The organism is Martinezella sp. CNPSo 3732 (genome assembly GCF_057784515.1).
The window spans coordinates 367,335-384,703 of the sequence record NZ_JBXSOO010000003.1 but is presented as its reverse complement, the minus strand read 5'-3'; the positions used below and the strand labels follow the sequence as shown (position 1 = coordinate 384,703).

Sequence of the window (17,369 nt, the reverse complement as noted above, 5' to 3'; positions counted from 1 at the left end):
CATGGTGATATTTGCTAGGCAGGCCGGCGGATATGGAAGCCAGTCTTGTCCTGCTTGAAGCCGCAATTGGCATAGAAACGCAGCGTTGCCGGATTTTTCGAGCCCGTCAGCAGCATGACCTTGTAGCAGTTCCTCTCCCAGGCGCTTGCGAACGCCCTGCGGATAACCGTGCCGGCAAGGCCGCGCCGACGGTGGTCGGCGTGGGTTACCACATTCTCGATCAAGGCATAAGGCGCGCCGCCCCGCGTGAGATTGGGAATGACAACCAGCGTCACGGAGGAGACGGCCTCGTCGCCGTCAAAGGCGGCCAAGATCGTCATGCCGGGATGGGCAAGGACTTCCGTAAGGCGGCTCTCCGCCAGCCCTAGCTCCAGTATCGGATCTTCCGCGTTCAGGTGCCGGTAAAGTGCAAGCAGCGTCGGCAGGTCCGCCATCGCGACCGACCGGACGACGATATCTGCTCCGCTTTCCGGCGCTATCTCCGACATCTCAATCGTCCTTCTTGCCGAACATCCGCTTCAGCATCTCCGCCATGGGACCCGTTTCCGGGATCTTCGGCTTGATGTGATTGCGCGCCTGATGAATATGAGATTTGCTGGCTTGCGCCTTCTTCTCCGGCTTGGGCGCGTCGTCCTCCGCCTTGCCGCCCAGGGCAAGCGCGATCTTGTTCATCAGTTGCGAGTCCTCGCCGCGCACCAGCATGTCGGCATTGTCGGCAAGCGTATCGAACAAGGGATCCAGCCAGTCCCTGTCCACCTTGGCGAAATCGCCGAGAACGTGGTTGTGCACCAGCTCCTTGGCACCGGGATGGCCGATGCCGAGGCGCAGGCGGCGATAGTCCTTGCCGCAATGGGCATCGATCGACTTGATGCCGTTATGGCCGCCATGGCCGCCGCCGGTCTTCAGCCGCGCCTTGCCGGCGGGCAGATCGAGTTCATCGTAGATGACGACGAGGTCGGACGGCTGCAGCTTATAGAAGCGCATGGCTTCGCCGACGGATTCGCCCGAGAGGTTCATGAAGGTCTGCGGCTTGATGAGCAGCACCTTCTGGCCGCCGAATTCGCCTTCGGCAATCTCCGCCTTGAATTTCCTCGACCAGGGCGAAAAGTTGTGGCGGCGGTGGATCGCCTCCACGGCCATGAATCCGATATTGTGGCGGTTGCCCTGATATTTGGCGCCCGGATTGCCGAGGCCTGCGATGAGAAGCATGTGCTTCGCCCTTCGAAAATGCCGATGCCCTTCACCACAGCGATTTGACGACAAAGTCAAGGCGGGATGCGGTCAGTCGCTGAGGTGCAGGCCGTACTTCAGGAAAATCCGCTTTTGCGTTCCGTCGGCAATCAGCGCATTCAAAGCCGTCTGCATCTTATCCAAGAGGTCGCTGGGGAAATCCTTGTGACAGGCGATCCCCATAGGCTGTTGCGAGAGAAGGGTCACCTTCTCCACGGCGTTGCCCTCTTTCTGCAACTTGTCGAAATAGAATTCCGAAATCGGCATCAGGTCGATGCGGTCGCTCATCAGCTTCTTCAACGCGGCCTTGAAGTCGCTACCGACGTCGATGCGCGGGAAGTCGTTCCGGCGCAGGATCGCTTCCGTATAATCCTCTCGCCAGGTGCCGACGAGATACTTTCTGGCTTCGGCGATGTTGCCGGCGGTAACGCTGGAGCCGCTATGCTTGATTAAAACGTTACGGTCGATCAGCAGCGGCTGTACCCATTTGAAGAGCTTGTCGCGTTCTTCGTTGTGAGCTGCAACGAATACGCAGGTCATGGGTTCCATCAGCGCCTGGGTGTAGGCTCGCGCCCAGGGCATGATGTCGATCGTATAGTCGACGCCGAGATCGGTCATTACCTTCCGCACCTGGTCGGTGGTCGCTCCGACAACGGTCTTACCCTCGCGATAGTTGAAGGGCGGATATTCCTCGGTGGTGAAATGGATTGTCTCGGCGTGGACGGAGGAGAAAAGCGTGAGCGAAAACAGGCCGGTAGCAATCATAAGCAGCGGTTTTCGCATGCTGTTCCTCATCGCTATGACGCTTGTGCTACGGGGGAAGGGTGATGTTGGTGCGAGCCGACCAGCGTCCGTATCAGATTGTCTGGATGCAGCGGCCGATAGAACAGATAGCCCTGGCCATAGTCGATACCCATGGCACGCAGGGTCGCGCATTCCTCCTCGGTCTCCACGCCTTCCGCAATCACTGTGCAATTCATCTTGTGCGACAGCGTGGTGATGCTTTCGACCAGCATGCGGCTTTTGGCGCTGACATCGGAGGCGGTGTCGTTGATGGCGCGGATGAAGGATTGGTCGATCTTGATAATGTCAACGGGGAAGCGGTTGATATAGCTCAGTGACGAATAACCCGTGCCGAAATCGTCGAGTGCAATGCGGCAGCCGTAGCGGCAGATCTCGTTGATCACCATGCGCGTCTCCGGATTGTCATCCATGAGCACAGCCTCCGTGATTTCGACGACGATGCGTCGGGCGGCAATTTCGTGGCGCGACAGCAGGGCCGCAATGCGCAGCGGCAATTCCTGTTCGAACTGCAGCGGCGAGAAGTTGATGGCGAGATAGGTGTCATGCATGCCCTCGATCCGCGAGAGGCGAGCAAAATCGGCGATAGCCTTCTCCATGATGCGATTGCCGATGCGAATGATCGATCCGGTCTCTTCAGCAACCTCGATGATGCGGCCAGGGGGCAGGATGCCTTTTTGCGGGTGATGCAGGCGCATCAGCGCCTCGAAACCGGCGATCGAGCGGTCGTCTATATTGACGACGGGCTGCAGATAGGCTTCGAACCAGTCTTCGTTGAGGCCGGTTTCGATATGGTTCTCCAGTTCGGCGCGGCGGCGGGAATCGTCCAGCATGCCGTTGTCGAAAATTTGTGCGCCGTTCTTGCCATCGCGCTTCTTGGCATACATGGCGATGTCGGATTTCAGCAGCAGTTCGGCTGCATTGGCGGCCTGACTGGGATAAATCGCAATGCCGATGCTGGCGCTGAGGCGCGCATCGCCGATGAAGGGCGCCTCGAAGACCTCGGCGATAAGAGCCGCCATGTCGATCGCTCTTGCTTCCGCATTTTCGGCCAGAAGCAGCATGGCAAATTCATCGCCGCCGAGGCGGGCGGCGATGTCGCCCGGCTTCAGGCATTTCTGCAGGCGCGATACCAATTCGCGCAGTGCCGCATCGCCGGCGGCATGGCCCATATTGTCGTTGATCCATTTGAAGCGATCGAGATCGATGAAGAGGCAGGCGAGTTCGCGCTTGCGCAGATCGGCTTCATTGATCTTTGCGTCCAGCGCGCTCTCGAAGCCCTGGCGGTTGAGAAGGCCGGTCAGGTGATCGGTAATCGCCTGCCGCAGATTACGGTCTTCCGACTGCTTGAGTTCGGTAACGTCGGTCATGACGGAGAGCGACAGACCGTCCTGGATCGCGGTCGTTTCGAGGATCAGGACATCCATGATCCACCCATCCTGGCAAAGGAATTTCACCGTCACGGCAAGGCGGGCGGCACTATCGGGGTTGCCGCGTTTGCGCTCGATATATTGCACGCGTGAATCCGGCAGGATCAGGCTTGCAAACTCGCGGCCGATCACCTCGGCGCGATCATAGCCTGTGGCAGCGAGCCAGTAGTCGCTGACGGCAGCGATGCAATCGTTCTTGTCGAGCGAGAAAAGCATGGCGGGCGTCAGATTATAGGTATCCGTCGCACGCCGATGGGCCAGCTTCAGTTCGTTTTCCTCGCGCTGGAGCTTGCTCTGCATATCGTTGAAGCTGCTGGCAAGCCGGCCCATCTCGTCGTTTGACTGCCAGTCGACGTGATGACGCGAGCCGAGCCGCCGTGTGGCCTCGATGGCATGCGTCAGCCGCATCAGCGGCTGGATGACGAAGATGCGATTGCCGATCAGCGCCGCGCCGAAGACCGTCAACACGGCGAAGATGAAGATGGAGATGAAGACGATCTCTTCGCTCTTCAGGCCGTCGAACAGGCCGAGCTGAGGATAATAGACGGTGATGGTGCCAAGCCGCTTCGCACCGTCGACGCCGTTGTAGATAATTGGCCGGTCAACGGACTCCAGATTGCCCTTGTAAGATTTCGGGATGGTCGATTGCGTGACGTCGAGCTGGCCGGAAAGATCGCGGACATTGACGCGGACGATCGCGCCTTCGGCGACGGTGGTCGCGCTGATCTGGGTGACGCTGTCTTCATCAAGGTCCCATAACGGCTTTGCGAGGGCCTGGGCATTGGCGACGAGTAGAACGGCTATGTGATCCTTGATTTCCTTTTCGGCGCGTTCGGACGACAGAAAAAGGAAAAGCACGAAGAGCGGCGCCACGAAAACCAGCAGCGCACCGCAAACGATCGCGAAAAACCGGTTTTCGACCGAATGGCTCATAGTTCCGTTAGCTCCCCGGTTATAGACCAGCGGATTTGGGAGGGCGCCGCTTTCTACAACTCTTTCGAGCAGATTTTCATGAATCCGTTAAATGTTGCTGAAACTGTGGGGTTAATGGAAATCAACGATAGTATAGATCCAAGACGTTCTTATTTTTACTTTCTCTAATATTTGTTTCCGAACATGAAAAAACCCGCCCTCCCGAGGGGAGGCGGGTTTCAATGCTTCAGGTCGAAGATGCCAATCAGGCGCTGGCTTCTTCGCCGCCTTCTGCTTCGTCCTCAGCAAGACCGGCTGCCGGAGCAACGATCGTTGCGATCGTGAAGTCGCGGTCGGCGATGACCGGGGTCACGTTCTTCGGCAGCTTGACGGCCGAGATGTGGATGCTGTCGCCGCTCTTCAGACCGGAGAGGTCAACGGTGAAGAATTCCGGGATCGCATCGGCCGGGCAATGAACTTCGACTTCGTGGCGAACGATGTTCAGGACGCCGCCAGCCTTGAGGCCCGGGGACTTCTCATGGTTTTCGAAGTGAACCGGGATTTCGACGGTGACCGCCGTGTTGCCGGAAACGCGCAGGAAGTCGACGTGAACCGTGAAGTCACGGACCGGATCGAGCTGGTAGTCCTTCGGCAGAACCTTGATCTTCTTGCCGCCGACGTCGATCGTTGCGATCGTCGTGAGGAAGCCGCCGGCGTGGATGCGCTTCGTCACCTCATTGGTGTTGAGAGCGATAGAAATGGGGGCCTGCTTGTCACCATAGATGACAGCGGGGATCAGACCATTGCGGCGAAGTTCACGGGCGGACCCCTTACCAACCCGTTCGCGCGCCTCGGCCTTGAGCTCGTAGCTTTCGTGGCTCATAGCTATTCCTTTCGAGGTTATTTGGAGAGTTCATTCGGTCGGCCTACGCCGTATCGATTGAACTGGAGGAGGGCATGCCCTGCCTCATCCGCGTTGCCTCCAAGGGTGTCTACGCGGACGCGTGGCGTATAATACAAAGCGGCTAAAGGTGCAAGCACCCCGGAATACGAAGCCTTGTGGTGACATTGCAACTGCCACGAACAAGCCTGAGGTATCATGTCTATCAACGCCTTGACATATACCCTCGGCCCCATCAACAGTCGAATCCAATCGATTGGCGTCAGAAGGAGAGGTCGGGCATGCGTTCCAGAGCAATCGCCGCCGCGGTTTTTTCCATTGGTCTTGCTGGCGCATCACAGGCTGCCGACGTCAATGAGCAAGGCGCCAAGGAACTCCGCAACGTCCTGACCCATTCGCTCTCGCAGGACCTTGCCCGCAGCGATTTCGTGACCGTCAAGCCGGCCGGCGATCAATATGAGATTACCTACGATCTTGCGAAATTCTTCGACAAGATCAATTCGAGCGCGTTTTCGGTCACAGGTTTCAAGCCGCTTTCGCTTTTTGCGCAGCCGGTCGAAAAGGGACGGTGGCATCTGACGGGTGACAATAGCCTCGATGTCGCCCTGCACTCGCCGACCGCTGACATCGCCTATTCGATCGCCTCCAGCTCTTTCGACGGCATTTTCGATCCTGGCATCGAAATGATGCGGTCTATGGGTATCAAGAGCAGCGGCATGAAATTTTCGAGCGCCGGCAGCGGCCCGAAAAGCGGGCGCAAGATCGATGCCACCATCGACAGTGCCTCCTTTGCCCATACGGTCACCGACAGCAGCGAAGCGGGCAAGGTCGACCTGCAATTGCAAGGAACGCTGCAACGCTTGCATGAGCAGTTCACGGTGCGTCCGGATGCTTCGCCCATCACCTTCAGCGCCGATAGCGTCGATACCAACGTCACTGCCACGAGCCTGCCGGTGAAGGATCTGGGCGCGCTCATCCGTTTCTTCGTTCAACACGTCAAGGCCAAGCAGCTATCGCAAAGCGGCAGCGAGAAGTTCGAGCAGCTGGTCCATCAGGCCCTGCCGGTTTTCGGTTCGCTCGGCAAGACCGTGACAGTGAACAACGCACTGGTGGCAACCGAGAAGGGCAAGGTCGGTGTCAAGCGCATCGATTACAGTTTCAAGATGGACGGTCTGACCAAGGCTTCGAACGTCAACCTGGAGCTTAGGGCCGAGCAGTTCACGCCCGACGCCGGTCTGGTGCCTGATGCCTTTACGCCTTTCCTGCCCGCGGTGCTGGACGTTCAGCTCGGCGTGCCCAATATCAACTTTACCGGTCTCATCGATGCCGGTCTCGATTCGATTGCAACACGGGCGACGCCGGTCTCCGGGGAGGCTCTGAAACGCACGATGTTTCCGAACGGCTATGGAACGCTGGAGTTCCCGAAGATCAGCGCAAAGTCTGATGTCTACGACGTCGAGGTTTCCGGCGCGCTGAAGGGCTCGACCAAGCCGCATTCCGGCATTTCGCTGCAGGCGACGATCCTGGCGCGCGACTTCGACAAGACGGTTGCAGCACTTCAGGATGCCGCCAAGGCTCAGCCTCGTTTGAACAGCGTTTCCTTCAGCCTGCTGGCTGCAAAGGGCTTTGCCAAGACCGACCCGGACGGCCGTCTGCGCTGGGACGTCACGATGGATGAAGACCGGACGGTGACGGTCAACGGACAGGTGATGAAGAAGCCTTGAGGTTTGAGGGCAAGCCCATGTATCAGGGCGATGATAAAGTTCCACGCGAAAGGCCGGTCGGCGCTTTCCAGATTTCCACGTTTCTTTTCCATCATATTTGGGGGTGAATTATGCGTTTCAAAGCGGTTGCCACGGCGGCTGTTCTCGCTGCCGGCGTGGCCGGCCTTGTGCAGGCGGCTGATGTCAGCGAGCAGGGTGCCAAGGATCTTTACGGCAATCTGACTTATTTTCTGCCTGATGATATCGCCAAGAGCGGCGCGATCTCGGTCAAGCCGGTCAGCTCGCACTACGAAGTCACCTATGATGTGCAGAAGCTACTCGACAAGCTGAACGTGAGCGATTTCGCCATTAGTGGCCTCAAGCCCCTGATCATGCTGGCGACGCCGCTCGATAGCGGCCTTTGGAATATCGAAGGCAACAATGCCCTCGATATCACTGCGAAGTCTAAGCCTGGCAAGGGCCCCAACACTGAAGTTCGCTACGCCCTGGCGTCGTCGACCTTTCAGGGCGTGTTCGATCCCGCACTTCATTATCTGCGTTCCATGGATATGAAGGGCAACGGCATCACCATTGCGACAAAAACTACCGACGAAGATAAAAGCGTCCAGAGCAATGACGCCACAGCCGAGAGCATTACCTATACCGTGTCGTCGGCAGACAGCGGTGAGCCGGGCAGGCTCGATCTCAAGATGAACGGCAGCCTGCAATCGCTCTACGACAAGATCTCGGCCGACGACGCAACGCTCGGGGAAGTCAAGATCGCGGCGATCGATTTCAACATGGGGGCAACGAAACTGCCGTTGAAGGCACTGAATTCCTTGCTGCAGTTCGTCTCCGAACACAAGAATGAGAAGACGCTTTCTGATACCGATAGCAAAGCGGTCAAGTCCTTGCTGATGGATGCTATGCCGATTGTCGGCTCCTTCGAGGAGTCCGTCGCGATCAAGGATATCGCGGTCACGACGCCATTCGGCAATGGCGGCCTGCAGAAGATGGGCTATTTCTTCAAGATTGCCGGACCGGCCGATGCCATGAATGCCGATTTCGGGCTGAATGCCGAGAAGCTTGCCCTGGAAACGGGCCTCATCCCCGAAGACTATGTCGCCTTCATTCCCAATACGGCCGATATCCAGGTGCAGGTGCCGAACTTGAATTTCTCCGCTCTGGCGGATGTGTTCCAGCAAGCCGACTTCAAGAACCCGGAGAGCGATAAAGCCCTGGACGAGAAGCTGCAGAAGGCCATGTTCCCTGACGGGACAATGACCATCAACTTCCCGAAGATTAGCGCTGTCTCGGATCTTTATGATGTCGAGGCGTCGGGCAGTATGCGCGGCTGGCTGACCGAAAAGGACCGCGTCGCCATGAAGATGACGGTTCTTGCCCGAGATCTCGACAAGACCATTGCCGCCATCCAGGAGGCCGCAAAGACCAAGGAGGATCTGTCTCAGCTCTCCTTCGGCCTGATGATGGCCAAGGGCTTTGCCAAGACGGATGCCGATGGACGCTCGCGCTGGGATATCGATCTTTCCGACGACGGTCACGTGACAGTCAATGGGCAGGTCATGAAATAAGCCACTCCGAAATCAGAATGCGATCATGTTTGTCCTGAAGCCGCTGAGCCAGCGCTCGATCTCTCTCTTATGGGCCGGCCAGGTGCTGGCGGCTACAGGCTCCGAATTTTACATGGTCGCAGTCGTGTGGATTGCGGCTGACTTCATCGGCAGCAATGCGGGATATGTTTCCGCGTTGCAGTCGGGCGCGCTGCTGTTCGGCAGCCTGTTCGGCGGGATCGTCACGGATCGCTGGCGGCATAGCACGACGATGATCACGGCCGATCTGATGCGGGCGGCTCTATTGCTAGCCCTATCGCTAGCAGGAACGCTGCATCTGATGAGCCTGCCGCTGTTGATCGTGCTTGCCGGAAGCATCGCACTGCTGACGTCAACGTTCGACCCTTCGCTGCAGGCGACCTTGCCGACGATTGCGGTGGATGCCGAAATCCGGCATGCGACAAACGGTTTGTTCGATGCCACCCGCCGCATGGCGCGTATTCTCGGTCCGAGCCTGATCGCGCTTGTGAACGGGTTGCTGCCGAAATCTCAGTTCTTCACGGTCACGGCCGCTACTTTCATATTGTCGGCGGTTGCCGTATGGCTCGCGGTGGCAAAACTCCCGATGGCGTCGCGGCGTCGCGATTTCTCCGGAATGGCGGCCGTCATGGACGGCATTCTCGGCGGGTGGCGCGCAGCGCGTGGCCATGCGGCAATTCTCTACGGCCTCTTCACCAACCTGATGGGAAACGTCGCCTGGGCGATGGGGATCCTACTTGGGATGATCCTGCACTTGCGCGAAACCAGCGCCGACCCGCTCACCGACTACAGCCTGATGATGACGGCTTACGGCGTCGGCAATCTGACGACCAATCTGATCCTCGGCAGCGTCAAGCCGCGCCGGCCGGTGGTCTGGATCATCGCGGCGAAGCTCATTTTCGGATCTGGCGTTTTCCTGTTGCCGCTGATGCATGATCGGATAGGGCTGATGATTGTTGCCTGCTTTGCGGCGATCAACGGACCCTTCGAGAACCTTGCTATGCTGCATCTGATGCAGACGCGCGCTGAGCCGCATCGTCTGGCGCAGGTCTATCGCCTATTGATGTGCGCGATCTTCACCGGCCTGCTTCTGGCCTACCTGATGTCGCCAACGCTGTTTGGGTGGTTCGGCATCGGGCCTTCGATCATGGGATCGGGTGCGGCCGTCTTCATCTCGGGGCTGTTGGGCATTGGCCTGCTCGCATGGAAGCAGGCGCATCCTGCGGGAGCAAAGGCCACCTGAGGCGGCCCCAAGGCTCAGTCGAACAGGCTGGAAACCGATTCTTCCTGGCTGGTGCGATTGATGGCTTCGCCGATCAGCGTCGCCGTCGTGATGACGCGGATATTCGGCGCCGAAAGTACGGCTGTCGTCGGCTGGATGGAATCGGTAATTACCAGTTCCTTCAGTTTCGAATTTGCCACGCGGGTCACCGCGCCGCCGGAGAGAACGCCGTGGGTGATGTAGGCGGTGACGCTTGCCGCACCTTGTGCGAGCAGTGCTTCGGCAGCATTGCAAAGCGTGCCGCCGGAATCGACGATATCGTCGATCAGGATGCAATCCTTCCCGGCTACCTCGCCGATGATGTTCATCACTTCGGACTCACCCGGGCGGTCGCGGCGCTTGTCCACGATCGCCAACAGACAGTCGAGACGTTTTGCCAGGGCGCGGGCGCGCACGACACCGCCGACATCGGGCGAGACAACCATCACGTTGCCGATATCATAATTCGCCTTGATATCGCGCGTCAGGATCGGAACCGCATAGAGATTGTCCGTGGGGATATCGAAGAAGCCCTGGATCTGGCCTGCGTGCAGGTCGAGCGTCAGAACGCGATCTGCGCCAGCCTCGGTGATCAGATTGGCGACCAGCTTTGCCGAGATCGGCGTGCGCCCAGAGGCGCGACGATCCTGGCGGGCATAACCGAAATAGGGGATGACCGCGGTTATGCGCCGTGCCGACGAGCGGCGCATCGCATCGATCATGATCAGCAGTTCCATGAGATGATCGTTGGTCGGAAACGACGTCGGCTGTACCAGGAACACATCCTCGCCGCGTACGTTTTCCTGGATCTCTACGAAAATCTCTTGGTCGGCGAACCGACGGACGCTAGCTCTTCCCAAGGGAACGTTGAGATAATTGCAGATCGCTTCGGCGAGATGCCGGTTCGAATTGCCTGCGAAAACCTTCATTGTGGCCCGCCTATTACCAACCTGATAGCCGCGCTTTTAACCGCCTTGCTCTCGAATGCAAGAGGGAGAGGCGTGTTAGCTTTCATATTTCTGAAAAGCTTTTAGCTATCCACCGTTGGATTCGCGCCAGGAATTGAAATCCGACATGGTTTTGGTGGCAATTTTCTGCATGACCGTTGGAGGAACGGCTGACCAAGGGTCACCACGCTTCAGAGGCGCGCTTTCTGAACCCTGGATGCGGTGGACGCGGTTGCCATTACTATCAAGCACGTCCCAAACGTAGGTCACGGAAATCTGCGGGCCGTCTTCAAAGGCGGAAAGGTAGCCCTTGAGGATATAGGCGGCGCTGGAATCGCTTGAGCTCTTGATCGTCAGGCCGAGCGAGCGGGCGTCGGCGCCGAGCTGGCGCGACAGCGGCGTGACGGCTTCGACGGGAGCGCCGATGATCGGCAGGAAGCGGACGCTGTTGCCGCCGGCCGCAGCCGTGGGCGGTAGCGACGCCTGTTGTTGATCCGGTTGCTGTTGTTCCGGCTGTGGGTCGTCGGCAGTTTGCTGCTGCTGCCGGGGTTGCTGATCGTCCGACAAGCGCCGGTCGGCTTCGCGCTGCTCGTCGGCTTCCGAAAACTGATTGTTGGCTGGAGCGATGGAAGCAGTGCGGGACCCGTCGAGCGGGCGCGACGCATAGGGATTGGTGCCGTTCGACCTCAACGCCGAGGCCTGGTCGTCCAGCGTGCCGCTGCCGCCGTAGTTTTGCGGCTGATAGGCCTGCTGCGTGGTCTGCTGCTGATAGCCGTAACTCTCCTGCGCGCTTTGATAGGTTTGGCGGCGCTGGGGTGTCGAAGCCATGCGCTCGACATCGCGCTGGGTGACAGGGCTGGAGCCGGCATCACCGATGGCTTCGGGCGGCGTCAGGGCGTCCGTGGTATTGCAGGCGGAGAGCGCGAGGCAAAAGCCGGCGACAGTCAACGTTATCCTGACCACTCCCATTGACGCGATCCTTTCTCCCGACGGTCTTACCGTCCAGGATCGCTATCTTACGCCCCTAACGGTTAAGAAATTCGAGAGGGTGGCGGGAAAGGGCTTTCGGAGCCTGCGAGGTCGTCAGATAGGTCTGTCCGAGGGTCATGGCGGTGCCACTGTCGGAATCCATGATGATCATGTGCACGAAGAGCGACATGTTCTCCTGAATCTCCAGCGGATTACCCATATGGAACATTTCATGCTCCATCCATGACGGCGAGAAGCGGGCGCCGAGCGAATAGCCGCATGCGTTCAGCCGGTGGCGGGCAAGGCCACGCTCGTCCATGATCTTCGCATGCATGTCGAAGACGTCACCGAAGGTGTGTCCCGGCATCAGGATCGTTTCGATCGCCTGCAGCGTTTCCAGGCAGGCGCTATAGAGCTCGCGATGGCGATGGGTGGGAGTGCCGATGACGACGGTGCGCATCATGGCGGCGTGATAATGAGCATCCACACCGGCCCATTCGAGCGTCAGCTGGTCATTGGCGCCGAGCTTGCGGCGGCCGGACTTGTAGCGGCAGAGCAGGGCTTCCGCATCCGAGCCGATGATGAATGGGTTGGCGGGATAATCGCCTCCACCCGAAAAGACGGCGCCTTGCATGGCCGCGAGAATATCCGATTCGTCCGCGCCGGCTTTGACCACAGACAGCGCCGCATCGAGGGCATCGTCGGCCAGTGCGGCGGCACGTTCGACATGGGCGATTTCCGCTGGGCTCTTCGTCAGACGCAGTCGACTTATAAGATAAGAGGCGTCGATGATCTGTCCGAAGCTCGCAAGCTGATGATCGAGCAGGCGAGCGATGCGGCCCGTCATGCCGTGAGTGTCATACTCGACACCGATACGGGCACCGAGCAGATCGAGATCGGACAACAGCTCCTTGAGATCGAGCGTCGGATCGGCGTTGACGCGATCGACCCATATGCGAATGTCGCTGATGACAGAAGTCAGCTGCGCCTGGCGCAGATCGGCCGAGCGCGTCATCAGCGTCAGAGATCCATCCGCCTTGACGACCAGCGTCTGGAAAAAGCAAAAGCCGAACGTATCGTAGCCCGTCAGCCAATACATGCTCTCTTGTGCGAAAAGCAGCATGGCATCGAGCTTTTCTTCCTGCATTCTCGCCAGCAGCCGTGCCAGACGAGCGTCGAATTCGCTGCGTTCGAAATGCAAGGCCATATCAAGCTGCCTTTCCGATAGCGATGGCGGAAATCTGCCGTCCGTAATCCGGCTCCTTCGCATGCGTCGTGCGCCGATAGGAGAAGAAGCGCTCAGGATCCGGATAGGTGCATAGGTTCAGGCTTTCGGCGGTGACGCCCGCCTTGTGCAGGCGATCGACCGTGAGGGACGGCAGATCGAACATGGCATGGCCGTCGCGCTCCGAAGGGATGAAATATCTGGCATAATCGGGATCATGGGCGAGGAAGCGCTCGACGAATTCGGGGCCGACCTCATAGCACGCCCGGCTGATGGACGGGCCGAGGCAGGCAATGATCGTTTCACGTCTAGCGCCAAGCGCCACCATCGCATCGATGGTATTTTCCAGCACACCGGTCAGCGCGCCCTTCCATCCGGCATGAGCGGCGCCAATGACCCGATTTTCCGGATCGGCAAAAAGGATGGGGCCGCAATCGGCGGCGAGCACGCCGATTGCGATGCCCGGTGTCGCCGTGACCATCGCATCGGCCTGCGGCCGGCTTCCATCATAATAGGCGCCGATTGTCACGACATCGGGCGAATGGATCTGATGCACGGTAGCAAGCCGTTCGACGGGCAGACCGAACCAGCCGGCCACGCGGCGGCGGTTTTCCTGCACGTGCTCGTGATCGTCATGCGAACCCAAGCCTACATTCAGCCCGCGATAAAGGCCTTCGGAAACGCCGCCGGCGCGGGTGAAATAACCATGGCGAATGCCGGCAGCCTCGGCGGCGCTCAGCAGCGTGCTTGCAAGTGGTGTCGGCAACTGCAGTGTCCCTTGGTGTCTTGGTTCAGCCTGTCGTGCGATGAATAACGCAGCCGCGGCGAAGCAGTTCGATTTGACTGGGATGTTGGCCCAGTCCGGCGCGCACTGTCAATCCGTAGGATTGGTGGTCAAGCCTCAGCTGACGGCACGAAAGGGCAGGAGATCGATCGCCGGGCTGGAAACCGCCAGCACCTTGAAGAGCTCTCCCATCTTGCCTTCGCCGGCGCCGGCCAGCCTTTCTACGGCGACACGGATGTTCTGCTGGGTTGCCGCATCCTGGTCTCTGCCGAGGGCCGCCGCCCGCTCCAATAGGCCGAGCCCGACGAGGAAATCGCCCTGATGACAGCAGCCGTTGATGTGCAGGCCGGAGGCGAGGGCGGTCTGTGCCAGATGCTGGAAATCGACATGGCTGGTGAGATCCGCTTCGCCCGGATGTTCCAGCGGCGGATCGTATTCGTGCATGCGCACGGCCTGCAGCGTATCGCCGAAGCTTGTCGCCATGTGGCCGTAGTCGATGGCAAGCGCCGTGCCGCCATGGGCGGCAAGCCTGTCGCAGATCGTCGTCATGACGGCCTGGCGGGCTGGCGCGATTTCAAAGATCGTACCGATCGGCGGCAGTCCGCCCTCCGGAAGAAGTGCAGGATCGAGCGTGGCGACGCCTGCCGTGAAGCTCAGCTCGTCATTGGCGTCGAGGCCGACCGTGCGCTCGCGGAAACCGTTGGCGGTGCGAACAAACTGGCGGATGGGAATGGCGTCGAAGAGTTCGTTGGCGGCGAGCAGGGTGAAACCCTCGGGCACCTCGCCGAAATCCGTATGCCAGGAGATTTTTGCGCCGTAGGGCTCGAGGGTCTGGCGCTGAAAGCCCTGCAGGCGCTCGCTGGTTTCGACGAGATGGACCGTCATGGCATCATAGAGCGGCGGGGCCAGCTTGCCGATGACGCGCAGCATGTCGGACATCATCGTGCCACGGCCCGGGCCGATTTCGACGAGACGCACCTCGGCAGGGGTTCCATGCCGCTGCCAGGCATGGACCATGAAGACGCCGATCATCTCGCCGAATAGCTGGCTGACTTCGGGCGCGGTGACAAAGTCGCCGGATTGGCCGAAGGGTTCACGCGTCTTGTAATAACCATGCACCGGATCGGCGAGGCACAGCGAAAAATAATCGGTAATGCTCAATGGCCCGTTGGTGCGGATGATGGCTTTGATTTTTTCCCCGAGCGCCGTTGTCATTCTATGCTTTCGCTAATGCGTGGCCCAGACAAAATGGGAGCAACCTTTATGAAGACCACGCGATATTGAACTCCACCTCAAGCCATCTGCCTTGCCGCTGCCTGACGGGCGCGGATAACGGCCCAAAGGCCGATCGCCACCATCGGAAGCGACAGCACCATCCCCATCGTCAGCCAGTTCGTGCCGAGCAGATAGCCGAGCTGCTCGTCAGGCTGACGGAAGAATTCGACAAAAATACGCGAGAAGGCATAGCCGATGACAAAAATACCGCTGACCGTGCCCGGCTTTTTCAACGCTAGGGCCCAGCGGGTCAAAATGAAGAGCAGGAGGAAGAGGATAATGCCTTCGATGCCAGCCTCGTAAAGCTGGCTGGGGTGGCGCGGATCGGAGCCTGCGGGGCAGACGCCATTATGGGCGGCGATCACATGCGGGCTGCAGAAGACCATCGCCCAAGGAACGTCCGAGACGCGGCCCCAGAGCTCGCCGTTGATGAAATTGGCGATGCGGCCGAAGAACAGGCCAATCGGGGCGACGGCGGCGACGATATCGAACAGGCTCCAGACGCGAATCTTGTTTCGCCTTGCGAACAAAATCATGGCGATGGTCGTGCCTATTAATCCGCCGTGGAAGGACATGCCGCCGTTCCAGACTTCGATGGCGCGGATCGGATTGGCCAGCACCGGATCGAGATCGTAGAAAAGGATATAGCCGATGCGGCCCCCGAGAACGATGCCGAAGGCGACCCAGAGGATGAAATCGTCCAGATGTTGGCGCGTCATCGGTGCCGTATCGTTCAGCCAGAGCTTGCCGTTATCGACCAGCCGTCTGGCATAGAACCAGCCGAGCAGAATGCCAGCGACATAGGCAAGCCCGTACCAATGGACTGAAACCGGGCCGAGAGAAACGGCGACCGGATCAATATCCGGAAAAGGCAGGATGGCGGCGAGATTGGCGGAAGTCAGCAAGATCGTCAGGCCCGTTGCAGCATGTTCCCGAAAGCATCGTGCCATTTCGGGGCAAGATCATGCTAAATATCCAAAATGTGCGCGGAACATGGCGTTCGCTGTCGAAACGGTCAAGTCGATTGTTGATCTCGCCGAGATGGCAGGTCCGGTTGTCCAGTCCTATCTCAATTTGCTTGCATCGGCCCCTTGGAAATCCTACCTCAGCACTATCTGGCCCATATCGATGCCTGACCGTTGAGGGCCGACGGCCGCAAGGAGACTGCCATGAGCACTGGACCGAACCGAATCTTCGATGAATTCGCCAAGCTGATGACCGATGCCGCCGGTGCTGCCCAAGGCGTGCGCCGCGAAATCGAGACCGCCTTCAATGCCCATGCCGAGCGCTGGCTGAACAGCATGGATATCGTCAAGCGCGAGGAATTCGAGGCTGTTCGCGAAATGGCGATCAAGGCGCGCGACGAGAACGAGGCGTTGCTGGCGAGAATCGAAGCGCTCGAAGCCAAGCTCGCTTCCAAGGGCAAATAAGCCTGGACTTCTGTTTGCTGATCGGCGCGGCACCCGTTTGCCGTGCCTTTTTCCTCTGAAAATTTCCGTCCGGTTTTCCACCTGTGGACATAGGCAAAAAAGCCAATCGCCAGAGTCGGTTATGACTCCCTTCTGAATAGACGCCGGAAGAGCTTTCCACAGTGCCGTTTCCAAAATCATCGTTCAGGGGCTGGCATGCCGGGCATGCCGCTATACACTGATTTTAAATGATGATTCGAAACGGACTTGGTAAGCCCCGGGCATGGTGGAAGCGTTAGTCTGGCAGCCGTTCAACATCATCCCGAGGATGTTTCCGGAGTAAAATTGTTTGCGTTCTTTCAGTGTCGAGCCACGGGAAAACTGCAACCGATCCGGTCAAGAAGGTGCTGCATGAGCCTTATGGAAATGGAAGCCGAACGACAATCGAATCCGGTCGACATGATCGAATTCGTCGCCGCCAACAACGACTGGTCGTTCGAACGGTCCGGCGAGGACGAAATCGCCATGACCGTCGAAGGGCGATGGACCGACTATCACGTCTCGTTCTCGTGGATGGAGGAATTCGAAGCGCTGCACATAGCCTGCGCGTTCGATGTCAAGGTTCCGGACCCGCGCGTCAACGAGGTGATCAAGCTCTTGTCGTGCATCAACGGGCAGGTGCTGATGGGTCATTTCGATCTGTGGCGTCAGGAAGACATCGTCATTTTCCGCCAATCCCTTCTCTTGTCGGGCGGGGCGGAGCCCACCAACCGTCAGGTGGAAGTGCTGCTTTCCAACGCGCTTGACACCTGCGAGGCTTACTATCAGGCTTTCCAATTCGTCGTATGGTCCGGGCTCGATGCAAATCGCGCCATGGAAGCCGTACTTTTCGAAACGGTAGGCGAAGCGTGA

The 17,369-nt window shown here is 58.9% G+C and carries 16 protein-coding genes; 5 read left to right on the top strand and 11 right to left on the bottom strand.

All coding sequences use genetic code 11. The annotated features are described in order from the left end of the window. Positions 1 to 14: 14 nt before the first annotated feature. The 5 genes from AC13RM_RS10515 to AC13RM_RS10495 all read right to left on the bottom strand — a co-directional run bounded on the left by AC13RM_RS10515 (position 15) and on the right by AC13RM_RS10495 (position 5,256). Complete coding sequence (locus tag AC13RM_RS10515; protein ID WP_440478813.1) at positions 15 to 488, bottom strand: GNAT family N-acetyltransferase; 474 nt, start codon at positions 486 to 488, stop codon at positions 15 to 17. Position 489: 1 nt separating this feature from the next. Continuing rightward, positions 490 to 1,209 carry an aminoacyl-tRNA hydrolase gene (pth, locus tag AC13RM_RS10510; protein ID WP_113230286.1) on the bottom strand — a complete coding sequence of 240 codons (720 nt, stop codon included), beginning with the start codon at positions 1,207 to 1,209 and terminating at the stop codon, positions 490 to 492. Positions 1,210 to 1,281: 72 nt separating this feature from the next. Beyond that, the gene (locus AC13RM_RS10505; protein WP_113230287.1) at positions 1,282 to 2,013 is read right to left on the bottom strand and encodes a substrate-binding periplasmic protein; all 732 of its coding nucleotides are present in this window, start codon (positions 2,011 to 2,013) and stop codon (positions 1,282 to 1,284) included. A gap of 14 nt (positions 2,014 to 2,027) precedes the next feature. Further along, positions 2,028 to 4,394, bottom strand: coding sequence for an EAL domain-containing protein (locus tag AC13RM_RS10500; RefSeq protein WP_374815247.1), 2,367 nt, complete (start codon positions 4,392 to 4,394; stop codon positions 2,028 to 2,030). Positions 4,395 to 4,638: 244 nt separating this feature from the next. Continuing rightward, positions 4,639 to 5,256 (bottom strand): 50S ribosomal protein L25/general stress protein Ctc, encoded by a 618-nt coding sequence (locus AC13RM_RS10495; RefSeq protein WP_113230289.1) that lies wholly within the window; start codon positions 5,254 to 5,256, stop codon positions 4,639 to 4,641. Positions 5,257 to 5,555: 299 nt separating this feature from the next. On the opposite strand from AC13RM_RS10495, the gene AC13RM_RS10490 reads away from it, so the two are divergent. The 3 genes from AC13RM_RS10490 to AC13RM_RS10480 all read left to right on the top strand — a co-directional run bounded on the left by AC13RM_RS10490 (position 5,556) and on the right by AC13RM_RS10480 (position 9,830). Beyond that, positions 5,556 to 6,998: a hypothetical protein gene (locus AC13RM_RS10490; RefSeq protein WP_374815245.1), complete on the top strand. Its 1,443-nt coding sequence runs from the start codon at positions 5,556 to 5,558 to the stop codon at positions 6,996 to 6,998. Between the two features lie 110 nt (positions 6,999 to 7,108). Next, entirely contained in the window at positions 7,109 to 8,569 is a 1,461-nt protein-coding gene (locus tag AC13RM_RS10485; protein ID WP_488554913.1) for a hypothetical protein, read from the top strand. A 25-nt stretch (positions 8,570 to 8,594) separates the two neighbouring features. Further along, on the top strand, positions 8,595 to 9,830 hold the full coding sequence (locus AC13RM_RS10480) for an MFS transporter (RefSeq protein WP_374815242.1): 1,236 nt from the start codon (positions 8,595 to 8,597) through the stop codon (positions 9,828 to 9,830). 14 nt (positions 9,831 to 9,844) lie between these two features. On the opposite strand, the gene AC13RM_RS10475 is transcribed toward AC13RM_RS10480, so the two are convergent. The 6 genes from AC13RM_RS10475 to lgt all read right to left on the bottom strand — a co-directional run bounded on the left by AC13RM_RS10475 (position 9,845) and on the right by lgt (position 15,953). Continuing rightward, positions 9,845 to 10,777 (bottom strand): ribose-phosphate pyrophosphokinase, encoded by a 933-nt coding sequence (locus tag AC13RM_RS10475; RefSeq protein WP_069612657.1) that lies wholly within the window; start codon positions 10,775 to 10,777, stop codon positions 9,845 to 9,847. 105 nt (positions 10,778 to 10,882) lie between these two features. Continuing rightward, positions 10,883 to 11,764 carry a hypothetical protein gene (locus AC13RM_RS10470; RefSeq protein WP_374815240.1) on the bottom strand — a complete coding sequence of 294 codons (882 nt, stop codon included), beginning with the start codon at positions 11,762 to 11,764 and terminating at the stop codon, positions 10,883 to 10,885. A 55-nt stretch (positions 11,765 to 11,819) separates the two neighbouring features. Then, complete coding sequence (locus AC13RM_RS10465) at positions 11,820 to 12,971, bottom strand: M24 family metallopeptidase (protein WP_374815239.1); 1,152 nt, start codon at positions 12,969 to 12,971, stop codon at positions 11,820 to 11,822. A gap of 1 nt (position 12,972) precedes the next feature. Next, positions 12,973 to 13,755 carry a peptidoglycan editing factor PgeF gene (gene pgeF, locus AC13RM_RS10460; protein WP_374815237.1) on the bottom strand — a complete coding sequence of 261 codons (783 nt, stop codon included), beginning with the start codon at positions 13,753 to 13,755 and terminating at the stop codon, positions 12,973 to 12,975. Between the two features lie 135 nt (positions 13,756 to 13,890). Next, the gene (locus AC13RM_RS10455) at positions 13,891 to 14,988 is read right to left on the bottom strand and encodes a class I SAM-dependent methyltransferase (RefSeq protein ID WP_374815235.1); all 1,098 of its coding nucleotides are present in this window, start codon (positions 14,986 to 14,988) and stop codon (positions 13,891 to 13,893) included. A 77-nt stretch (positions 14,989 to 15,065) separates the two neighbouring features. Beyond that, positions 15,066 to 15,953, bottom strand: coding sequence for a prolipoprotein diacylglyceryl transferase (gene lgt / locus AC13RM_RS10450; RefSeq protein ID WP_374815628.1), 888 nt, complete (start codon positions 15,951 to 15,953; stop codon positions 15,066 to 15,068). A 264-nt stretch (positions 15,954 to 16,217) separates the two neighbouring features. Between lgt and AC13RM_RS10445 the strand changes: the two genes are divergently transcribed. Further along, positions 16,218 to 16,478: an accessory factor UbiK family protein gene (locus AC13RM_RS10445; protein WP_113230297.1), complete on the top strand. Its 261-nt coding sequence runs from the start codon at positions 16,218 to 16,220 to the stop codon at positions 16,476 to 16,478. A gap of 390 nt (positions 16,479 to 16,868) precedes the next feature. Continuing rightward, positions 16,869 to 17,369: a type III secretion system chaperone family protein gene (locus tag AC13RM_RS10440; RefSeq protein ID WP_069612651.1), complete on the top strand. Its 501-nt coding sequence runs from the start codon at positions 16,869 to 16,871 to the stop codon at positions 17,367 to 17,369.